The sequence below is a fragment of the Paenibacillus riograndensis SBR5 genome, from assembly GCF_000981585.1.
GTDB classification, from domain to species: domain Bacteria; phylum Bacillota; class Bacilli; order Paenibacillales; family Paenibacillaceae; genus Paenibacillus_AQ; species Paenibacillus_AQ riograndensis.
Map to the genome: position 1 here is coordinate 6,602,203 of NZ_LN831776.1, position 15,692 is coordinate 6,617,894.

The window sequence follows — 15,692 nt, forward strand, 5'->3', positions numbered from 1 at the left end:
AAATTCCTCATCACCAGGCGGGACGAGGGAGACCCGGATCACATAGACAAAAGCACAAACCAGAACTCCGGCAACTACACTCATCACCATCACTCCATCCCTTATTAGGTGTGCATTAATTAATTTTATAATACCATAATTTCAGTCAAAAAGCACAGTTAAATGTAACCGCTTTCCTATTTTTTTTGTGCTGTTTGTCCCTGTTTTTGCATACATCTATCCATATACCGGGAGGCGTTGACCATGATTCTGAAAAAAAATTACAGTCCGCTGCTGGGTGTCCTCCTTGCCGGATGTATGCTGCTGATGATAATGAACCCGGCTAGTTCTCTGGATGCAGCCCTCCGCGGGTTATCCGTCTGGTGGGACGTGCTGTTCCCTTCACTGTTTCCCTTTTTTGTGATTTCGGAGATGATGCTGGGCTTCGGGGTGGTCCATCTGTTCGGCGCCCTGCTCGATCCGCTGATGCGTCCGCTGTTCAACATTCCCGGCAGCGGAGGTTTTGTGGCGGCTATGGGTTATGTATCAGGATACCCCGTCGGCGCCAGATTAACCGCAAAGCTGCGGGAACAGGGGCTGCTGAACCGCGTAGAAGGCGAACGTCTCGTGGCCTTCACCACATCGTCTGATCCGATCTTCCTGCTTGGTGCGGTTTCCGTAGGTTTTTTTCACGATGCTTCTCTGGGTCTGATTCTTGCGCTCGCCCATTACGGTGGAGGGCTCATTGTAGGACTGCTGATGTCGTTTCACGGCAGGCAAAAGAGTCCGCCTTCCGGACCCCCGCCTAAAGCGCCACAGCCTGAACGCGCCGGCAGGCTCCGTTCGGCCCTGAGTTCCATGGCGGAAGCCAGGCGGCGTGACGGACGAAGTGTAGGCGAGCTCCTGAAGGGAGCAGTCCAGTCTTCGCTGCAGCTCATTATTGTTGTGGGCGGCCTCGTCGTGTTCTTCAATGTGCTGATGGAGATGATGGACCGGGCCGGAATTATGTCCGCACTCTTCAGCTTCACAGGAAGGCTGCTCTCGCTGGCGGGATTCCCTGCTGAGCTGTCCACCGCGCTCGTCAGCGGACTTTTTGAGGTAACGCTGGGTACCCGCTCAGCCGGTGCCGCTGCCGCTTCGGTGCCCCTGGAGTTCAAAGCAGCCGCTGGGGCCTGGGTTCTCTCCTGGGGCGGTTTATCCGTACACGCACAGGTTGCCAGCATTCTGAACGGAACAGGACTCCGCTATCTGCCCTTTTTGGCTGCCAGACTGGTCCATGCCTTCCTGTCTACAGGACTTGTGCTGCTGCTGTGGAAGCCCTTTGCGCACTCGGGGTCCGGGCTGGACCACAGCCCGGCAACCGCCGCTGCCGGCTTTACCGCCGCTCCACTGTCCGGGTTTGCCGCCAGTCTAAGCTGGCTTGGCCTGCTGCTCGGCATAGCTCTGCTGCTCTCGCTGCTGGTGATGCTGCTTCAGCGCATCAAGCGTCCAAGAGGGCGGCGGTGACTTTTTACCGCTTCAAATATTGTGTTCCTGGTCCAGATTGATTATGATCGGTGTATGACTGAAACATACAAAGGAGCCTATACATCTTGAGATATTATGTTCTGGACCGCGGTGACGAACTGTCCATCAAACTTGCGGAGCAATTTCACAAGCTGGCAGCGGAGCGGAATCTGGAGCTGGATGCCAAATCTCCGGAAATCGTCATCTCGATTGGCGGAGACGGCACCATGCTGCACGCTTTTCACACGTTTATCGACCAGATCCCCAATCTGGCTTTTGTGGGTGTCCATACCGGACATCTGGGATTCTATGCGGACTGGAAGGCAGACGAGCTGCCTGCCCTGGCTGATTACATGTGTGGTACCGGCAGCGCCGAGCCGCACAAACCGCGTATTGTCAAATACCCGCTGCTCGAATTGGAAATCCACAAGAAATCCGGCTCCAGCTCTCATATTGCCTTGAATGAGTTCACGCTCAAGGGTGTGGACGGAACAGTGGTGATTCAGGTGGACATCAATGATGTGACCTTCGAGATGTTCCGCGGCGACGGCCTGTGCGTGTCCACACCGTCAGGCAGCACCGCCTACAACAAAAGCCTTGGCGGAGCCATGGTGCACCCCACCATTGAAGCCCTGCAGATTGCCGAAATTGCTTCCATTAACAACCGTGTTTTCCGCACGATGGGGTCGCCGCTGCTGCTGCCCAAGCACCATCACTGCGATATATTTTCGCGCAAGGACCAGCGCCTGCTGCTGACGATAGACCATAATAACATACCCGTTGACGATCTGATCTCCGTGCGCTGCCAGGTATCCGACAAAAAAATCAGCTTTGCCAGATACCGCCCGTTTCCCTTCTGGAACAGGGTCCGTGAAGCTTTCCTGATCTAACAGGTTCCATCTACAATCATATAAGGCAAGGCGGCTCTAAGAGAACCGCCCAGCCGCAGAAATCAAGCCGGGGATGCGGAACCATCTCCGGCTTTATCATGCGTTTTCAGACATTTTCATTTTATCTGCGCAAGCTTACATGAATGGATAGACAGCAAGAAAATTTCGATGGTATAATGAACCTATTTTACAAAGTGCTGTTATTTAAAGGAGAGAACCATTGTTGAAGAAATTATTGTCGCTCATGGGCATAAGCCTGCTGGCTTTAATGCTGGCCGTTCCCGCTTTTGCCGCAGACAAGCCGATCAAAGTCTATATTAATGGAAGCAACGTTGCTTTCACCGCCGGTTCTCCGTATCTGAAGAACAATACGGTCCTTGTTCCCTTTCGTGTCATCTTCGAAAAATTGGGCTTGAACGTACTCTGGGATGCCAAGACAGGAACCGTCACCGGAACAAGCGCCAGCCTAACAATCAGCCTAAAAATCGGCAGCAGCCGGGCAACGGTTAACAATCTGGTCAAGAAGCTGGCCACCGCTCCGAGTTCCATCAGCGGCACTACATACATACCCTTGCGTTTCGTAGCCGAGGCTACCGGAGGCACAGCAGTCTGGGATGCAGCCAGCAGAAGCGTAAAAATCAACACCCCCGAAGCCTCTGATAACAGTGAGCAGCAAATTACAGACCTCATGCATTTATCCAATAAATATTTCAATGCCGAGAATGCAGCAGGCTACTATTCGCTCGTCGTCTTCAATTCGGTCCCGGCCGATTCAGTTGACAATTTGAAGGAATACTTCAAGAGATATGATATGGTCACCACCATCGAAAGCCTCGATATTCTAAGCATTCAGGGCAACGAAGCCGTTGTGCATACCGTGGAGAAATCTGTGCGCAAGGGAGGAGATTACCTGCCTGATGAGCGTTATGAGTACCTGCACACCCTTGTCCGCAAGAATGGAGTATGGAAAATCGAAAGCTCCGAGCTGCAGGACAGCTCAGTATTGCTTACACCTGAACAAGGAAAAACGGCTGTCGTGCTTCCACAAAGCGACGCTTCCGCTATTAAAGACAGCCTCAGCAAGTATTACGCAGCCCGAAACGCCAAAAATGTGGACAACACCCTTGCGCAGCTGACCTACTACGGGGAAGAATATGAAGCTTCCATGAAAGATGCCATTGCCGAGTATTTTGAGGCCTATAATCTTACCGAAACACTGAATAGCTCCAATATCTTCTATTATACCCCGGATGAAGCTGCCATTTATGTGGAGGCTGCTGTCAAGGATGCCGATTCCGGTGAGAGCTATACGCAATCTTCTATTTTTATTTTCTCAAAATCCAGCAGCGGTCAATGGACCATCGACGATTCTTATTTGGTTTCCTATTCCGATCAAAAGTAATTCCTAATAAATCATATAAAAAAGGGTGTATGCAATCATGAAATCAAGCAAGGTAATCACTGCGGCCCTCAGCGGCTGTCTGGCTGTATCGCTTATTCTGGCTCCCGCTGCTCTGGCAGCGGACAGTTCTCAGGCGGTACCAGGCACAGACCAGGCACAAGCGGCTGCCTCCACGGACCGGATTAACGAAATCATGCAATATCTCGAGCAATATAATGTGGAGGGAATCGATCAGGATACACTGATCCGCGGAGCGATTGACGGCATGGTGAACACCCTCAACGATCCCTACAGCCAATACTTCGACAAGGATGAGGCTGCTGCATTCAGCCATGCGGTCGATCTCGAATATGTCGGCATCGGCATCCGGATGGTCTACACCGCCAAAGAACTGTATATTGAAGAAGTTGTAGCCGGTTCTCCGGCAGAACAAGCCGGCCTCAAACGCGGCGATACCATTCTCAAAATTAACGGTGTAAAAATCCAAGACACCAAAGGCGATGAGCTGAGCGGTACAGCGGGCACCAAGGTTTCCCTGCTCGTCAGCCGGAAAGGGGTGCTGAAAACTTTCAGCGTCAAGCGCAGCGAGATGGCCTCCACCTCAGTGACCAGCAAAATGCTCGGACAGAACATCGCTTATATCTCCATTGGCGGCTTCACGCAGAATGCGGATGAGGAATTCACCGCCGCACTAGACAAAATGCGTGCCGGCGGCATGAAATCCCTCGTGCTCGATCTGCGGGACAATACGGGCGGCTACATGGATTCCGCCTATAACATCGCTTCCCAATTTATGGACAAGGGCATCATGATGTACACCTCTGACCAGAGCGGCGCCTTAACCCCGGTAACCATCACCAATGGCAGTAAAATTGGAGTGCCGGTTGTAGTGCTGACCAATGAGTACACTGCCAGTGCTTCCGAAGCGCTTACCGGTGCTCTTCATGACAACAAGCTGGCAACGGTAGTGGGCACACGTTCCTTCGGCAAGGCACGGATTCAGAGTCTGATTCCCGTATCAGACGGGGCAGAACTAAAGCTGACGACACAGAAATATTTGACGCCAAGCAAAGAAGACTTCAATCATATCGGGTTGAGCCCTGACATTGAAGTCCAAGGCAAAACGGCACAATTGATTACCGCCCTGCAAATTGCCGGAATGAACAGGATTACAGCTTCGGGCGACAACCATATCCTTGATGTGAACGGCAGTCCTTTTGCCGGTAATGTCGGACTGATCAAACAAGGAAATACGATCTACGCTTCCTCGCGCGTGCTGGCTGCCCTGCTGGAGAGCGAAGTCTCCTGGGATGCCAAGAATAAAAAGGTGCTTGTCACAAACGGCACCGGCAAGGTATCCGGATTTGCCCTGGCCTCCAAAGAGGCACTGTCACAGAACAATGAGACTTTCATTGATGTAAAAGCTTTTCAGCAAAAGTTCCCATCCCTGGTATGGAGCTACAACGCTGCGCAGAACCTATTGAAGTTAAGCGTAAAGTAATTGAGCTATAAAACGGCTGTGCCTTCCTCGGATGGCGCAGCCGTTTTTACTTCGACCTGATAAGACACTCATATTCGTTAGGATCAAATGGTCATCTGAGATGCTGTGTGATGAAGAACGCAGCACGGTCCAGGGCTTGATCGGCTTCATCGAGAATACCAGTGAACGCCTGGAAAACATGCGGGGCGTCGGCAGTAACGTCAAGGATTACATCCACGCCTGCTCTTCGACACTTCAGTTCGCTGCCCTTCGAGGCATCTGCAGAATCCGCACTTCGAAAATTTTACAGGTATTTATCGGAAGATGTGAAAAGTCAGATAGATGAGATGCGACACCGAGTTGACTTCTTTACGCATACCCGCCAAGAACGAGCCGATTACCTTGAGATATTGCTCCAAGCATCCATCAGAAGGTTGCCCGTGACAATTAATTATGGAATTCGGGAGAATGAGACCGATCAAAGAACGATTCAGCCCATCGTTATATGCCCATGAGGGATATTGGTTTTGCCCAGCCTACTGCTATCTGCGAAAAGCCTACCGATTGTTTCGGGCAGATCGGATACGGTCAGCTGTTTTGGCGGATGCCGAAGCGTTATCGACTACAGTGGATGTTTCAGAGGTGGATTTAACGAACTGGGGACTTCATTTCTACAGCAAACAAGAAAGTGTAAAGCTGGATTTTCCCTTGGGGAGAAGTACATAGTTCCGATAACGGCACAGGAATTCTAGAGATGGTTATCTTTCCCCCAGAAATACTATTCTTTGCTGAATATTTCTTTTCGTTCGGCGCTGAAGCGGTCGTGATCCAACCGGAAGAATTAAGAGAAGCTGTCAGAAGGAAGTTGGTCCGTACTCTCGAAGAGTACAATGTCCCAAACTAGCCCGTCGGAATGCTGGATCACGTCCGGCTCGCGTTTTTTCCTGTTCATGATTCCGCGAATTGGGGGCCCTGCCTCCGGGGGTGGTCTTGGTTTTGTATTGTCCGTTATTACGAAGCTTGACGGCTCTCCTTGACTTGCGGATGCGCTGAACCTTGGGCGTACGGAACAAAGAAGGAAAGGAAAAACCCCCCCGCCGCAATTACGGTTAATGTCCAAAACGCGGCTCGAATCCCTTCAAGCATGTTTACTGGAAAAGATACTGAGCTATAATCTGCAGTAATCGTCATCAAGGTGATCAGCAAAGCCCCGCCCATCGACATGCTCAATGTGCGTATGGCTGTCGTCATCGGCGAAGCGTATTTCATTATCGAATTTGGCAAACTTGCCATAGCCAAGGCAGTGATCGGGGTCATCATAAAACCAATCCCGGTCATAAGCAATGCGTATATACCCATCAATAAACTAAATGAAGCATGTACCGTTAACGTCATTGTTAAAAGTGACGAAACGGCTGCAATCCAGAAAAAGCCGGTTCGAATCAAATGACGGCCACCAAAACGATCATAAATTTTCCCGGAAATCACGCCCGATACGCCCATAAGCAAAGCGCCCGGAAGTAGCAGGAGGCCCGATTCCCTCGGCATCAGTCCCCTGACATTTTGAGCGTAGATGGGAAGAAGCAGTTCTACTCCTGCCATTACGATGAACAAAATTACGCCAATGATCGAGGCATAAGTAAATCTAGGGTAGCGGAACACATTGAAATCAAGCAAAGGGACAGCCAGTTTAAATTGACGCTTTACAAACAGGAATGTAATGATGAATCCGGCAGCGAGGATGGCTGCGGATAGTAGTGCGCTCCTCCCCTGTTCTCCCAAGATACTGAATCCGTACAACAGGCTGCCGAAACCTAAAGTTGAATAAAGAACCGATCTTCGATCCAATTTCGTTTTGTTTGTTTCCCCGACGTTCTCCAGACAATAATAAGCCACAAAAAAGTTCGCGATTGCAATCGGCGCAACCCCGAAAAACAAAATTCGCCAGGAATGATCTTGCACGACGAAGCCGGAGATTGTTGGTCCCATTGCCGGAGCGAGTCCCACAATGAGGCTGGCCAGTCCCATTGCCGCACCGATTTTTTCTTTAGGGAATACCATGATAATTGTATTCAAGAACACCGGTATCAACAAACCAGCACCTACACCCTGAATAATACGTCCGATCAAAATAAATGCAAATTCGGATGAGAAGCCGGCGATCAGTGTCCCTGTCGTGAACGCTCCAACGGAGGCAAAAAACAAGGCTCTAGTCGAGTATTTCCCGATCAAGAAACCCGTCACAGGGATGACAATTCCGGAAACAAGAAGATAGACGGTGATCAGCCATTGCGCTCGATTGGCCTGGATTCCAAGGTCCGACATCATTTGCGGTAAAGCTGTGTTCAGCATCGTTTGCATCAATTGCGCCAAGAAATTCCCGACTATGAGCGAGGCGACAATGATTACGGGTTTTCTTTTCATAGCGTGTTCCACCACTTTCTGTTCCATTCGGAGGTATTCAATTTAATCACTCGAATCAATGAGGAATCCTAAGTAATCATTACAATTATCACTTTTGAAAAAATGCCCTCTCTCTAAGAAGCTTTTTTCCCAAAGAGAAGGACATGTCCACTTAGCGTTAAACGAAATCTTCTTCTGCCAGTTCCATGTTGATGCCAACTGCCGCCTTGCTTCCGTCTGCTGCAGCATAAATCAATTGAGAGGGCATTACGTAAGCAGCATCTCCGGCAGCATACACTCCCGGAATCGTGCTTTTGCCCCACTCATTCGTGGTGACGATACCGCCAAACTCATTTACCTCATAGCCGAGCGATCCCTTAAAAGACGCCTTCGGTTTCCATTCCGGTGTAACGAATCCTCCCGTTCTCTCGATCCGCGTGCCATCCGCGAATTCCACCTGCCGTAGTTTTCCCTCATGCCCGATAAACATCGTTACTGCTTGTTCAACCACATCGATGTTTCTGGATTTAAGCAGCTGTTTCTGCTCGACATCCAGAACAGCATGCCCATTCGTGCAAATCACAAGATCTTTACTCCATGTATAAAGCAGCTTGGCCATATGAAACACTCCAGAATTCTCGGAAACAACAATTAGCGGCTGATCTCGGAGCTCCCAACCATCGCAGTAGGGACAATTGAACAAACTTGTTCCATAACATTCATGCAAGCCGGGAATATCCGGAAAAACCTCCCTAAGTCCCGTCGTGACCAGCAATTTGCGTGCTTCAATCTGTCTTCCGGTTGACGTCACGACGACGAACCTGTTATCAGATCGGCGAATCCCGGTTACTTCCCAAGGTAAAAGTTCTACGGAGGGATACCCCTGAACCTCCTCATATGCAATACGCCTGAATTCGGCTGGTGTCACACCGTCTCTTGTAATAAATCCATGGGAGGCATGTGTAACCGCATTTCGGGGCTGGCTGTTATCAAATAATGCAACACTGCGCCTGGCCCGCCCCAGTACCAGAGCCGCATTTAGTCCTGCCGGGCCTCCGCCGATAATGGCACAATCATAACTCAAAAGGATCTCCCCCTTAAAATGTGTGTTGATTTATTTGGAGGCAACAAGCTGCTGCAGGGCACCTTTCGGCAATATGCCTAATTCTTTATATAGGGGCTTTCCATCTTTGAATATAATGGTTGCCGGTATGCTCATAATCTGAAATAGTGAAGAGGTTACCGGATTTTCGTCTACATTAACTTTAACTACTTTAATGGAATCATTTGCTTCCTTTTCAAACTCCTCTAAAACAGGTGCAAACATTCTGCATGGACCACACCAGGAAGCCCAAAAATTCACTACTGTTATACCTTCAGTTTGCACCATCTCTTTAAAAGTAGAATCTTTCGCGTGTTGAATAGCCATCGTGATCATCCTTCCAAATTAAATATACTAAAGATATATTATGTCTTTGATTACATATGAGATTTCAACTGTTCATCTGGTGGAGTTTAAGGTTCTGTTTTCACTTATTTTTCTCACCTCCTTTCGCAGGCCACTTTCGATTTCCGAGGGGAATTTTGTCTGTGCGAGATGGGGAACCTAGTGAATATTTCATAATACTCCTCGTTGAAGATCAAAGACTTCATGTATCCATGATAACTTTATTTTGTTTAAGATGCAAGCATCCGCAATCAATTGAACATAACTATCTCCGTTAGAGATACTAAGTTTTGTTCTAAATTCTTATAAGCTCATCATTGCCGAAGGATGTAATTGGTGAACCTGTGAATCTCCAGTAATGTTCGTTCTTCGATTTTAGTTTGGGTTAGCTACAGGTATCCAGCCTGTTAGCATTGCTCCGCCCTCCGGATGGTTACCTGCGGCAAGTTCACCTCCGTGTCGCTTAATAATTCTCTGTGAAATGGTTAATCCTAATCCGCTGCCTCCAGTTGAACGATTTCTAGATTCTTCTCCACGATATAATGGTTCGAAAACCTGTTGTAGTTCTTCTGATGAGAAACCCGGCCCTGTATCACGTATCGTAAACTTTACTTTGTTACCGTCTTTATAACATTGAACAACAATTTCACCATTGGAAGGTGTGTGTCTGACGGCATTATCCAAAAGATTGTTCATGGCACGCTCCAATAAGTGCGTGTCGCCGCTAATGATGCAATCGTCTGCAGCATGGTTCGAAATTGAGATATGTTTTTGCCAAGCCAGTGGACTCAGACTGTCAATCGACTTCCGGAGTATGAGTTTAAGGTCAACAGCCTTGTTGTTAAGTTTCGTCTCCCAATACTCCATTTTTGTAAATGTGAACAGATCCTCTACCAGCCGATCCAATTGAGCCGACTTTTCCTTGCATACGGCCACATATTTTGTTATTTTCTCTGGTGATTGAGCAATCCCTTGTTCCAGGCCATCCAAATAACCCCGTAAGGCGAACAACGGTGTCCGTAAATCATGCGCGACAGCAGCAATAACGAATCGGCGTTCTTCTTCCAATTCCACTTGTTTCCGATATGATTTTTGCAGCCCCTTCACCATCACTTCAAATCCGTCGCGTACTTCAGTGATTTCTGTGATCCTCGACAAGGGTAACTGCACATCCCACTCTCCTGCTGCAATTTGTCTAGCTGCAACACTCATATTCTCGAGGGGTTTAAGTAGGAACCGCCTCATTTCAACTCCGACAACAAAGAAAGCAAGTAGTAATCCGGAAAATATCGAAATCATTTGGACTGTATTTGATTTTGGCAGATAAAGAATAACCCTCCCTAACAAATGACCGTGCTCTATGATGGAGAACCGTTCGGTTGACGACAATGCACCGCGGCGCTCCGGATTAGACCGATAAATTTCCTGACCGTACTCGGATAGAATAGCCACATCCATCTTTGCTTTCCGCAATTCTTTATGCAATTGATTTTGCCAATTTGGATCCATCCATTTGTCAGATCCCGTTTCGATCAGGTGGATCATCTCGGTCAATTGTCTTTGGAGAGTTTCATTTTGCGGCTGACTTTTTGTGAAGCTAAAGGTTTTTGTTTCCATATAGTGAGATGTAACAAAGAAGATCCACGGCAATAAAAGGATGAAGAAAAAGCAAAAGATAGTAAACGTACGAATGCGAAGTGTTTTCATTTTATCCTCCCTCGAAGCGATACCCTACTCCCCATACGTTGACCAGGTATTTCGGCTGGTTCGGATCGGATTCGATTTTCTCGCGAAGCCGACTGAGATGGACCCGGATCGTATGCTTATCGCCCACACCATTCCAAAATTTTACAATCAATTGTTCATATGAAAAAACATGTCGGGGGTGTTCAACAAATAATCGCAACAACTCATATTCTCTCGGTGTGAGATCGACGTTTTTTCCTTCCACGATCACTTCTCTTGTGGACAGATTTAATTTGATGCGTCCATAATCCAGGATCCTTCCGTCCATTTGCTTCTGGGAAGCAAAGCGCCTCAATACGGCTTTCACTCGGGCAACAATCTCTCCAGGTGAAGCGGATTTGACGATATAATCATCGCCGCCGAGAGTCAGCCCCCGAATCTTGTCCACATCATCGCTGCGAGCACTCAAGAAAAGGATAGGAATATTGCTCTCCGCCCGAATCTGACGACATAACTCAAACCCATTTTGTCCCGGCATCATGATGTCAAGAACAATGCAGTGAATGGAACTCTGTTGGAATAAGGCCAATGCTTCTGCGCTGTCACAAGCGGTTATAACGTGAAAATTCTCGTTCTCCAAAAAGTCCCTCAATAATTCAACGATACTTTGGTCATCGTCTACAACCAGTATCGTACTAATTTCGCTCATAAATATCCCACCTTTGAATTCCAGTTTATCATTTTTTCCGCAGGAAACTAACGAATCCACCTGATTTGTGATGCAATGTTTATGGTTTTGTGACCCTTTTACAACTTCATTTGAGATATTCATTTGATATGATCTTTCTTGCGTACACGGAAGCAAATATCGCGGGTAGTGACTTGTCCCCCACGCAGCAAACTGATGAAGGAGGTTTATGGATGTTAACAGTTCAAATCGTGCTTTTTGATGGCTTCGATCTTCTGGATGCCATTGCGCCTTACGAGGTTTTTTGCGCCGCTGCAATATATGCTGAAAACGCGTTAAGCGTAGAACTCGTTACCGCTGAAGGGCCGAGATCCGTCACTAGTGGCATCAACGGGTTAAAAATTGAAGCGAGCGGCACACTGAACCCGGAACGTGCGGGCATCATTCTCATACCTGGCGCGTCGGGCGACGTCGAAGGGGATGGCCCCGATTCGCCCACGGCTATTCTTTCGCGGGCAATGAATACAGAATTGACCGGAATGATTGGGCAGGCAATCAGGCAAAAAGACATCGTCATCGCCACGGTTTGCGGCGGTTCCCTGTTGCTGGCCATGGGAGGACTCTTGGAGGGCAGACCGGCGGTAACGCATCATCTGGGCATGGATGTACTTGGAGCAACCGGTGCCATTCCCGTCCCGGCACGCGTAGTGGACAGCGGCAACCTGGTTACCGGCGGCGGCGTTACTTCGGGCCTCGATGTTGCGCTGTATCTGGTGGAACGCGAGCTTGGACCGCGTATCGCACACGCGGTAGAGCAGCTATTCGAATATGAACGGAGGGGGACGGTTTGGCGGGAAGAAGGAATTGCGCCTAGCTCTCATATGGCAGTGACTCACGAAGAAACGAACATCGTGACGATCAAAGCGGGGATGATCTATGACACCCTGAATATAAAATCACTCAGGGAATCTGACTTCGACGGGGATTGGGATACGACAATCGCTACACCTGTTGGGAAACTGGAGGTCAAGTTCTCCATTTCCACAAGGAATGGGATGATCCAAGGGCAGGCAACACAAGGGGATGAGACGGTCGAGTTTATAACCCCCGTACTTCAGGACAACAAGCTTACCTGGTCGCTGCGCATTACGAAACCCATGCGCTTGAATCTGAAATTCGAAGTTGCCGTGAGCGGAGATCAAATGATCGGAATCGCTAGGGCCGGCATACTGCCTGCATCCAAATTAACAGGCAAGCGGGTATCTTAACCAGAAATGTCTATTGGCAATAAAGTTGAAGCCGCAGGGGGGGAGTGGATTGCATGGAGAAGCGGAAAATATTATACGGATTATTAGCCTGTGTCAGCATTGTGTTTATCCTTTACGCTTTGACGGAGAATTATCTGATCGATCCGGGAGCCGGGGCATTTTTAAGCCATAAAACCGGACTGAAGCGCGAGCTTAATCTCCCGGTCTGGTTAAACGTTATGCATGTTCATGTCGCATTTGCCTGCATCGCCATGGCGGCGGGGCTGCTCAACTTTTCTAATCGAATCTTTGAAAAAAGCCGAAAGTTCCATCGCATAAACGGTTACGTTTATTTAGTGTCCGTACTTCTTGTCGTGCTTACTTCCGGGTACATGGCGCCTTACGCTACTGGAGGAAAAATAAGCAGTATGGGGTTCAACGCTCTTAATATCATATGGCTGCTTATCACTATTATGGCACTCGTACAAATCAAAAAGAAACGCATCATCCGGCACCGGAACTGGATGATCCGAAGCTACGCCTTTTGTTTTACGAACATGTTGATTCATCTCATCACTGCTCTTTTTCATCAGGGATTCGGTCTTGTTTACGCTACCAGCTATATCATTGGCGTTTACGGCTCCATTGCGCTGCTGCTGGTCATTCCTAACATCATAATCAGAACTATCGGTCGATCCAGAGAGGTAGCGGTTACCCCTTAGCCGCATTGGACCCAAAGCTTCCGGGAATTATTTTGGTGCCTGGAGTTTCGGGCAAGCCGGCGGGAAATTCGGAAGATATCATTCCGGCTCTATTAAGGCAAGCCATGAAGACTGCTTATATCATCTGATGCTTCCATGAGATCCGTATGTTTTGGATTTGCACAATTCCCCAAATAATCAAAAAGGTGTCTCACAACCAGTTCAAAACTGGCTGTGAGACACCTTTTTTTAGATTGCCGGGCTTCTTATAGCCGTTAATTCGAAGGATTCTGCGGCGGGTTCTGTGGTGGTCTGCCTTGGGAATCCTTGTTGTTTCTTCTGCCCTGGTTCTCTTTATTGCGGTGATTCCGGCTTTGATGCTCACGGGCGGGTCTGTCCTTTGCCCCGTTCTCTTTGGCTGGGCCTCCCGCATTTTTGTCACGGGCTGCCGCATTTGAATTCGAGGGCCTGGAAGAAGGGTCCCGCTGCACCTTCGCTGTTACCACAGGTTCTGCAGAGGTCTGCTCCATTTCATCGTCTGTGCCGGGCTCCGGTGCTTCCTTGGTCAGAATATCCTTGAAGCTGCCTTCTTTGGGCGTTTCCTTCAACTTGTGGAGCACAAAATAAGCACAGCCAAAATTACAGTATTCATTAATGTAATCCACCATGCCTGAAATTGCCGTGTCCCGGTTCACCTTCGGGTGATTATCCCGGTAAAAGCCTTTCAAGCGCAATTGGCTGTAACCCCAGTCACCGATAATATAATCGTACCGGTCCAGCACTTCACTGTATCTTCCGCGAAACGCCTCCGGGTTCCAGCCGTCCTTATGATCCAATACGAGCTCGTAGCCCTTTCCACCTATAACGATCAAGCGTTTGTCGCCTGCCTTTCAATAAAATGAGAGGGGGGGCGTTGATAACCCGTCATTCCGCGGGTTTTTGGATTTCCGGCCGCTGTTGTCTGCAGATTTCTCTGATTAACCGCTATAAGCGGTTGAAATCTGCAGACAAAGGCGGACGCTGAAGCTCCTCCAATTCCAAAATCCCTCTCCATGACTCCCTCAACGCGGGAGGTGGTAGCAAACGTCGAAGAGCGGGTTGATTGCTCGCGCTCCAACCCCCAAAACTAAAACATCAAAGACCAAAACCTTAAAGACTAAAACCTTAAAGACTAAAACCTTAAACACAAAACCTTAAAGACTAAAACCTACTGTGACTTCGTCACGGGACAAATTTTCAACTCAAATTTGTGGCTTACAAAGAACAATTGTAGCTTACAAAGAAACCGTACGCTCCTCGCGGGCAGCCGCCGCCGACTTCACCTGTTCATGCGCATGATAGGAGCTTCGCACCAGAGGGCCGGACTCCACATGGCTGAATCCGCGCTTTAGTCCCTCTTCCTTGAGCAGGGCGAATTCTTCAGGGTTATAGAATTTCTCAACGTTCAGATGCTTGGGGGACGGCTGCAGGTACTGGCCTAATGTCAATATATCACAATCCACGGCACGCAAGTCATCCATCGCCTGCAGAATCTCATCCCATTCCTCACCTACGCCAAGCATAATGCTGGATTTGGTCGGAATGTCAGGCTTGATCTCCTTCGCACGGCTCAGCAGCTCCAAGGAACGGCGGTATTTGGCCCGGGCCCGCACGCGGTCAGACATGCGCTCTACCGTCTCAATGTTATGGTTCAGGATATCCGGTCTGCTGTTCATTACAATTTCCAGACTGTCCCGTTCGCCAAGGAAGTCCGGAATCAGCACTTCTACGCTGCACAGCGGAAGCCGCTTACGGATGGCAGCCACGGTCTCGGCAAAAATCCTTGCGCCGCCATCCTTCAGATCATCACGGGCCACACTGGTTACGACACAATGCTTCAGCTTCATATTTTCGGCAGCCTCGGCCACACGCTCCGGCTCCTGAAGATCAAGCTCGGTCGGCAGGCCGGTGTTCACGGCACAGAACCGGCAGGCCCGGGTGCAAATGTCACCCAGAATCATAAAAGTAGCTGTGCGGTTGGCCCAGCATTCATAGATATTCGGGCAGCGCGCTTCCTCACATACGGTATGCAGGGTTTTGGATCGCATCATGCCTTTAATTTCCTGATAATTATCGCCAGTCGTTAATTTGATTTTGATCCAGTCTGGCTTGGGCTGTTTGGCTGTTCGATTATTAGTCAAAGTGGAGAACCCCGCTTTCGCCTGAATAGTAGTTGCATGCTTAAAAGTTTGCTGCCTCATATTATAGCATGTGCAAGGGTCAT

At 48.9% G+C, this 15,692-nt stretch carries 16 protein-coding genes; 8 read left to right on the forward strand and 8 right to left on the reverse strand.

The features are described 5' to 3' along the window. Positions 1-243: 243 nt before the first annotated feature. The 4 genes from ylbJ (at position 244) to PRIO_RS27980 (ending at position 5,278) form a co-directional block, all read left to right on the forward strand. Positions 244-1,485, forward strand: coding sequence for a sporulation integral membrane protein YlbJ (gene ylbJ / locus PRIO_RS27965; protein ID WP_020430181.1), 1,242 nt, complete (start codon positions 244-246; stop codon positions 1,483-1,485). Positions 1,486-1,571: 86 nt separating this feature from the next. Next, on the forward strand, positions 1,572-2,375 hold the full coding sequence (locus PRIO_RS27970; protein ID WP_020430182.1) for an NAD kinase: 804 nt from the start codon (positions 1,572-1,574) through the stop codon (positions 2,373-2,375). Positions 2,376-2,598: 223 nt separating this feature from the next. Continuing rightward, a complete protein-coding gene (locus PRIO_RS34150; RefSeq protein ID WP_020430183.1) occupies positions 2,599-3,777 on the forward strand; it encodes a copper amine oxidase N-terminal domain-containing protein in 1,179 nt (392 codons plus the stop codon). A 37-nt stretch (positions 3,778-3,814) separates the two neighbouring features. Then, entirely contained in the window at positions 3,815-5,278 is a 1,464-nt protein-coding gene (locus tag PRIO_RS27980; RefSeq protein WP_020430184.1) for a S41 family peptidase, read from the forward strand. A gap of 91 nt (positions 5,279-5,369) precedes the next feature. Here PRIO_RS27980 and PRIO_RS37245 read toward each other — a convergent pair whose 3' ends face one another. Beyond that, complete coding sequence (locus tag PRIO_RS37245) at positions 5,370-5,495, reverse strand: hypothetical protein (protein ID WP_020430185.1); 126 nt, start codon at positions 5,493-5,495, stop codon at positions 5,370-5,372. 230 nt (positions 5,496-5,725) lie between these two features. Here PRIO_RS37245 and PRIO_RS37540 point away from each other — a divergent pair, with 230 nt between their 5' ends. Continuing rightward, a complete protein-coding gene (locus PRIO_RS37540) occupies positions 5,726-5,983 on the forward strand; it encodes a WYL domain-containing protein (RefSeq protein WP_167345674.1) in 258 nt (85 codons plus the stop codon). Between the two features lie 28 nt (positions 5,984-6,011). Further along, positions 6,012-6,161: a WCX domain-containing protein gene (locus PRIO_RS37545; RefSeq protein WP_020430186.1), complete on the forward strand. Its 150-nt coding sequence runs from the start codon at positions 6,012-6,014 to the stop codon at positions 6,159-6,161. A 107-nt stretch (positions 6,162-6,268) separates the two neighbouring features. On the opposite strand, the gene PRIO_RS27985 is transcribed toward PRIO_RS37545, so the two are convergent. The 5 genes from PRIO_RS27985 to PRIO_RS28005 form a co-directional block, all read right to left on the reverse strand. Further along, positions 6,269-7,708, reverse strand: a complete 1,440-nt coding sequence (locus PRIO_RS27985) for a DHA2 family efflux MFS transporter permease subunit (RefSeq protein ID WP_231869766.1) — start codon at positions 7,706-7,708, stop codon at positions 6,269-6,271. A gap of 130 nt (positions 7,709-7,838) precedes the next feature. Continuing rightward, positions 7,839-8,744: an NAD(P)/FAD-dependent oxidoreductase gene (locus PRIO_RS27990; RefSeq protein ID WP_020430188.1), complete on the reverse strand. Its 906-nt coding sequence runs from the start codon at positions 8,742-8,744 to the stop codon at positions 7,839-7,841. 30 nt (positions 8,745-8,774) lie between these two features. Further along, positions 8,775-9,089 (reverse strand): thioredoxin, encoded by a 315-nt coding sequence (gene trxA / locus PRIO_RS27995; protein WP_020430189.1) that lies wholly within the window; start codon positions 9,087-9,089, stop codon positions 8,775-8,777. A gap of 393 nt (positions 9,090-9,482) precedes the next feature. Beyond that, positions 9,483-10,814: a sensor histidine kinase gene (locus tag PRIO_RS28000; RefSeq protein WP_020430192.1), complete on the reverse strand. Its 1,332-nt coding sequence runs from the start codon at positions 10,812-10,814 to the stop codon at positions 9,483-9,485. Position 10,815: 1 nt separating this feature from the next. Beyond that, entirely contained in the window at positions 10,816-11,502 is a 687-nt protein-coding gene (locus tag PRIO_RS28005) for a response regulator transcription factor (RefSeq protein WP_020430194.1), read from the reverse strand. 212 nt (positions 11,503-11,714) lie between these two features. Here PRIO_RS28005 and PRIO_RS28010 point away from each other — a divergent pair, with 212 nt between their 5' ends. Then, positions 11,715-12,749, forward strand: coding sequence for a DJ-1/PfpI family protein (locus PRIO_RS28010; RefSeq protein ID WP_046505672.1), 1,035 nt, complete (start codon positions 11,715-11,717; stop codon positions 12,747-12,749). Positions 12,750-12,802: 53 nt separating this feature from the next. Beyond that, positions 12,803-13,450, forward strand: coding sequence for a DUF2306 domain-containing protein (locus tag PRIO_RS28015; RefSeq protein WP_020430197.1), 648 nt, complete (start codon positions 12,803-12,805; stop codon positions 13,448-13,450). 254 nt (positions 13,451-13,704) lie between these two features. Here PRIO_RS28015 and PRIO_RS35785 read toward each other — a convergent pair whose 3' ends face one another. Both PRIO_RS35785 and lipA read right to left on the reverse strand, forming a co-directional pair. Then, a complete protein-coding gene (locus PRIO_RS35785; RefSeq protein ID WP_020430199.1) occupies positions 13,705-14,301 on the reverse strand; it encodes a YutD family protein in 597 nt (198 codons plus the stop codon). A gap of 402 nt (positions 14,302-14,703) precedes the next feature. After that, positions 14,704-15,669 (reverse strand): lipoyl synthase, encoded by a 966-nt coding sequence (lipA, locus tag PRIO_RS28025; RefSeq protein ID WP_197545367.1) that lies wholly within the window; start codon positions 15,667-15,669, stop codon positions 14,704-14,706. Positions 15,670-15,692: the final 23 nt, after the last annotated feature.

Bases quoted from the DNA above. Each gene is read 5' to 3' on its own strand.
- PRIO_RS37545 (WP_020430186.1), top strand. From the start codon at position 6,012: ATGGTTATCTTTCCCCCAGAAATACTATTCTTTGCTGAATATTTCTTT.
- PRIO_RS28005 (WP_020430194.1), bottom strand. From the start codon at position 11,502: ATGAGCGAAATTAGTACGATACTGGTTGTAGACGATGACCAAAGTATC.
- PRIO_RS37540 (WP_167345674.1), top strand. From the start codon at position 5,726: ATGAGACCGATCAAAGAACGATTCAGCCCATCGTTATATGCCCATGAG.
- PRIO_RS27985 (WP_231869766.1), bottom strand. From the start codon at position 7,708: ATGGAACAGAAAGTGGTGGAACACGCTATGAAAAGAAAACCCGTAATC.
- lipA (WP_197545367.1), bottom strand. From the start codon at position 15,669: ATGAGGCAGCAAACTTTTAAGCATGCAACTACTATTCAGGCGAAAGCG.
- PRIO_RS28010 (WP_046505672.1), top strand. From the start codon at position 11,715: ATGTTAACAGTTCAAATCGTGCTTTTTGATGGCTTCGATCTTCTGGAT.
- PRIO_RS27980 (WP_020430184.1), top strand. From the start codon at position 3,815: ATGAAATCAAGCAAGGTAATCACTGCGGCCCTCAGCGGCTGTCTGGCT.
- trxA (WP_020430189.1), bottom strand. From the start codon at position 9,089: ATGGCTATTCAACACGCGAAAGATTCTACTTTTAAAGAGATGGTGCAA.
- ylbJ (WP_020430181.1), top strand. From the start codon at position 244: ATGATTCTGAAAAAAAATTACAGTCCGCTGCTGGGTGTCCTCCTTGCC.
- PRIO_RS28015 (WP_020430197.1), top strand. From the start codon at position 12,803: ATGGAGAAGCGGAAAATATTATACGGATTATTAGCCTGTGTCAGCATT.
- PRIO_RS28000 (WP_020430192.1), bottom strand. From the start codon at position 10,814: ATGAAAACACTTCGCATTCGTACGTTTACTATCTTTTGCTTTTTCTTC.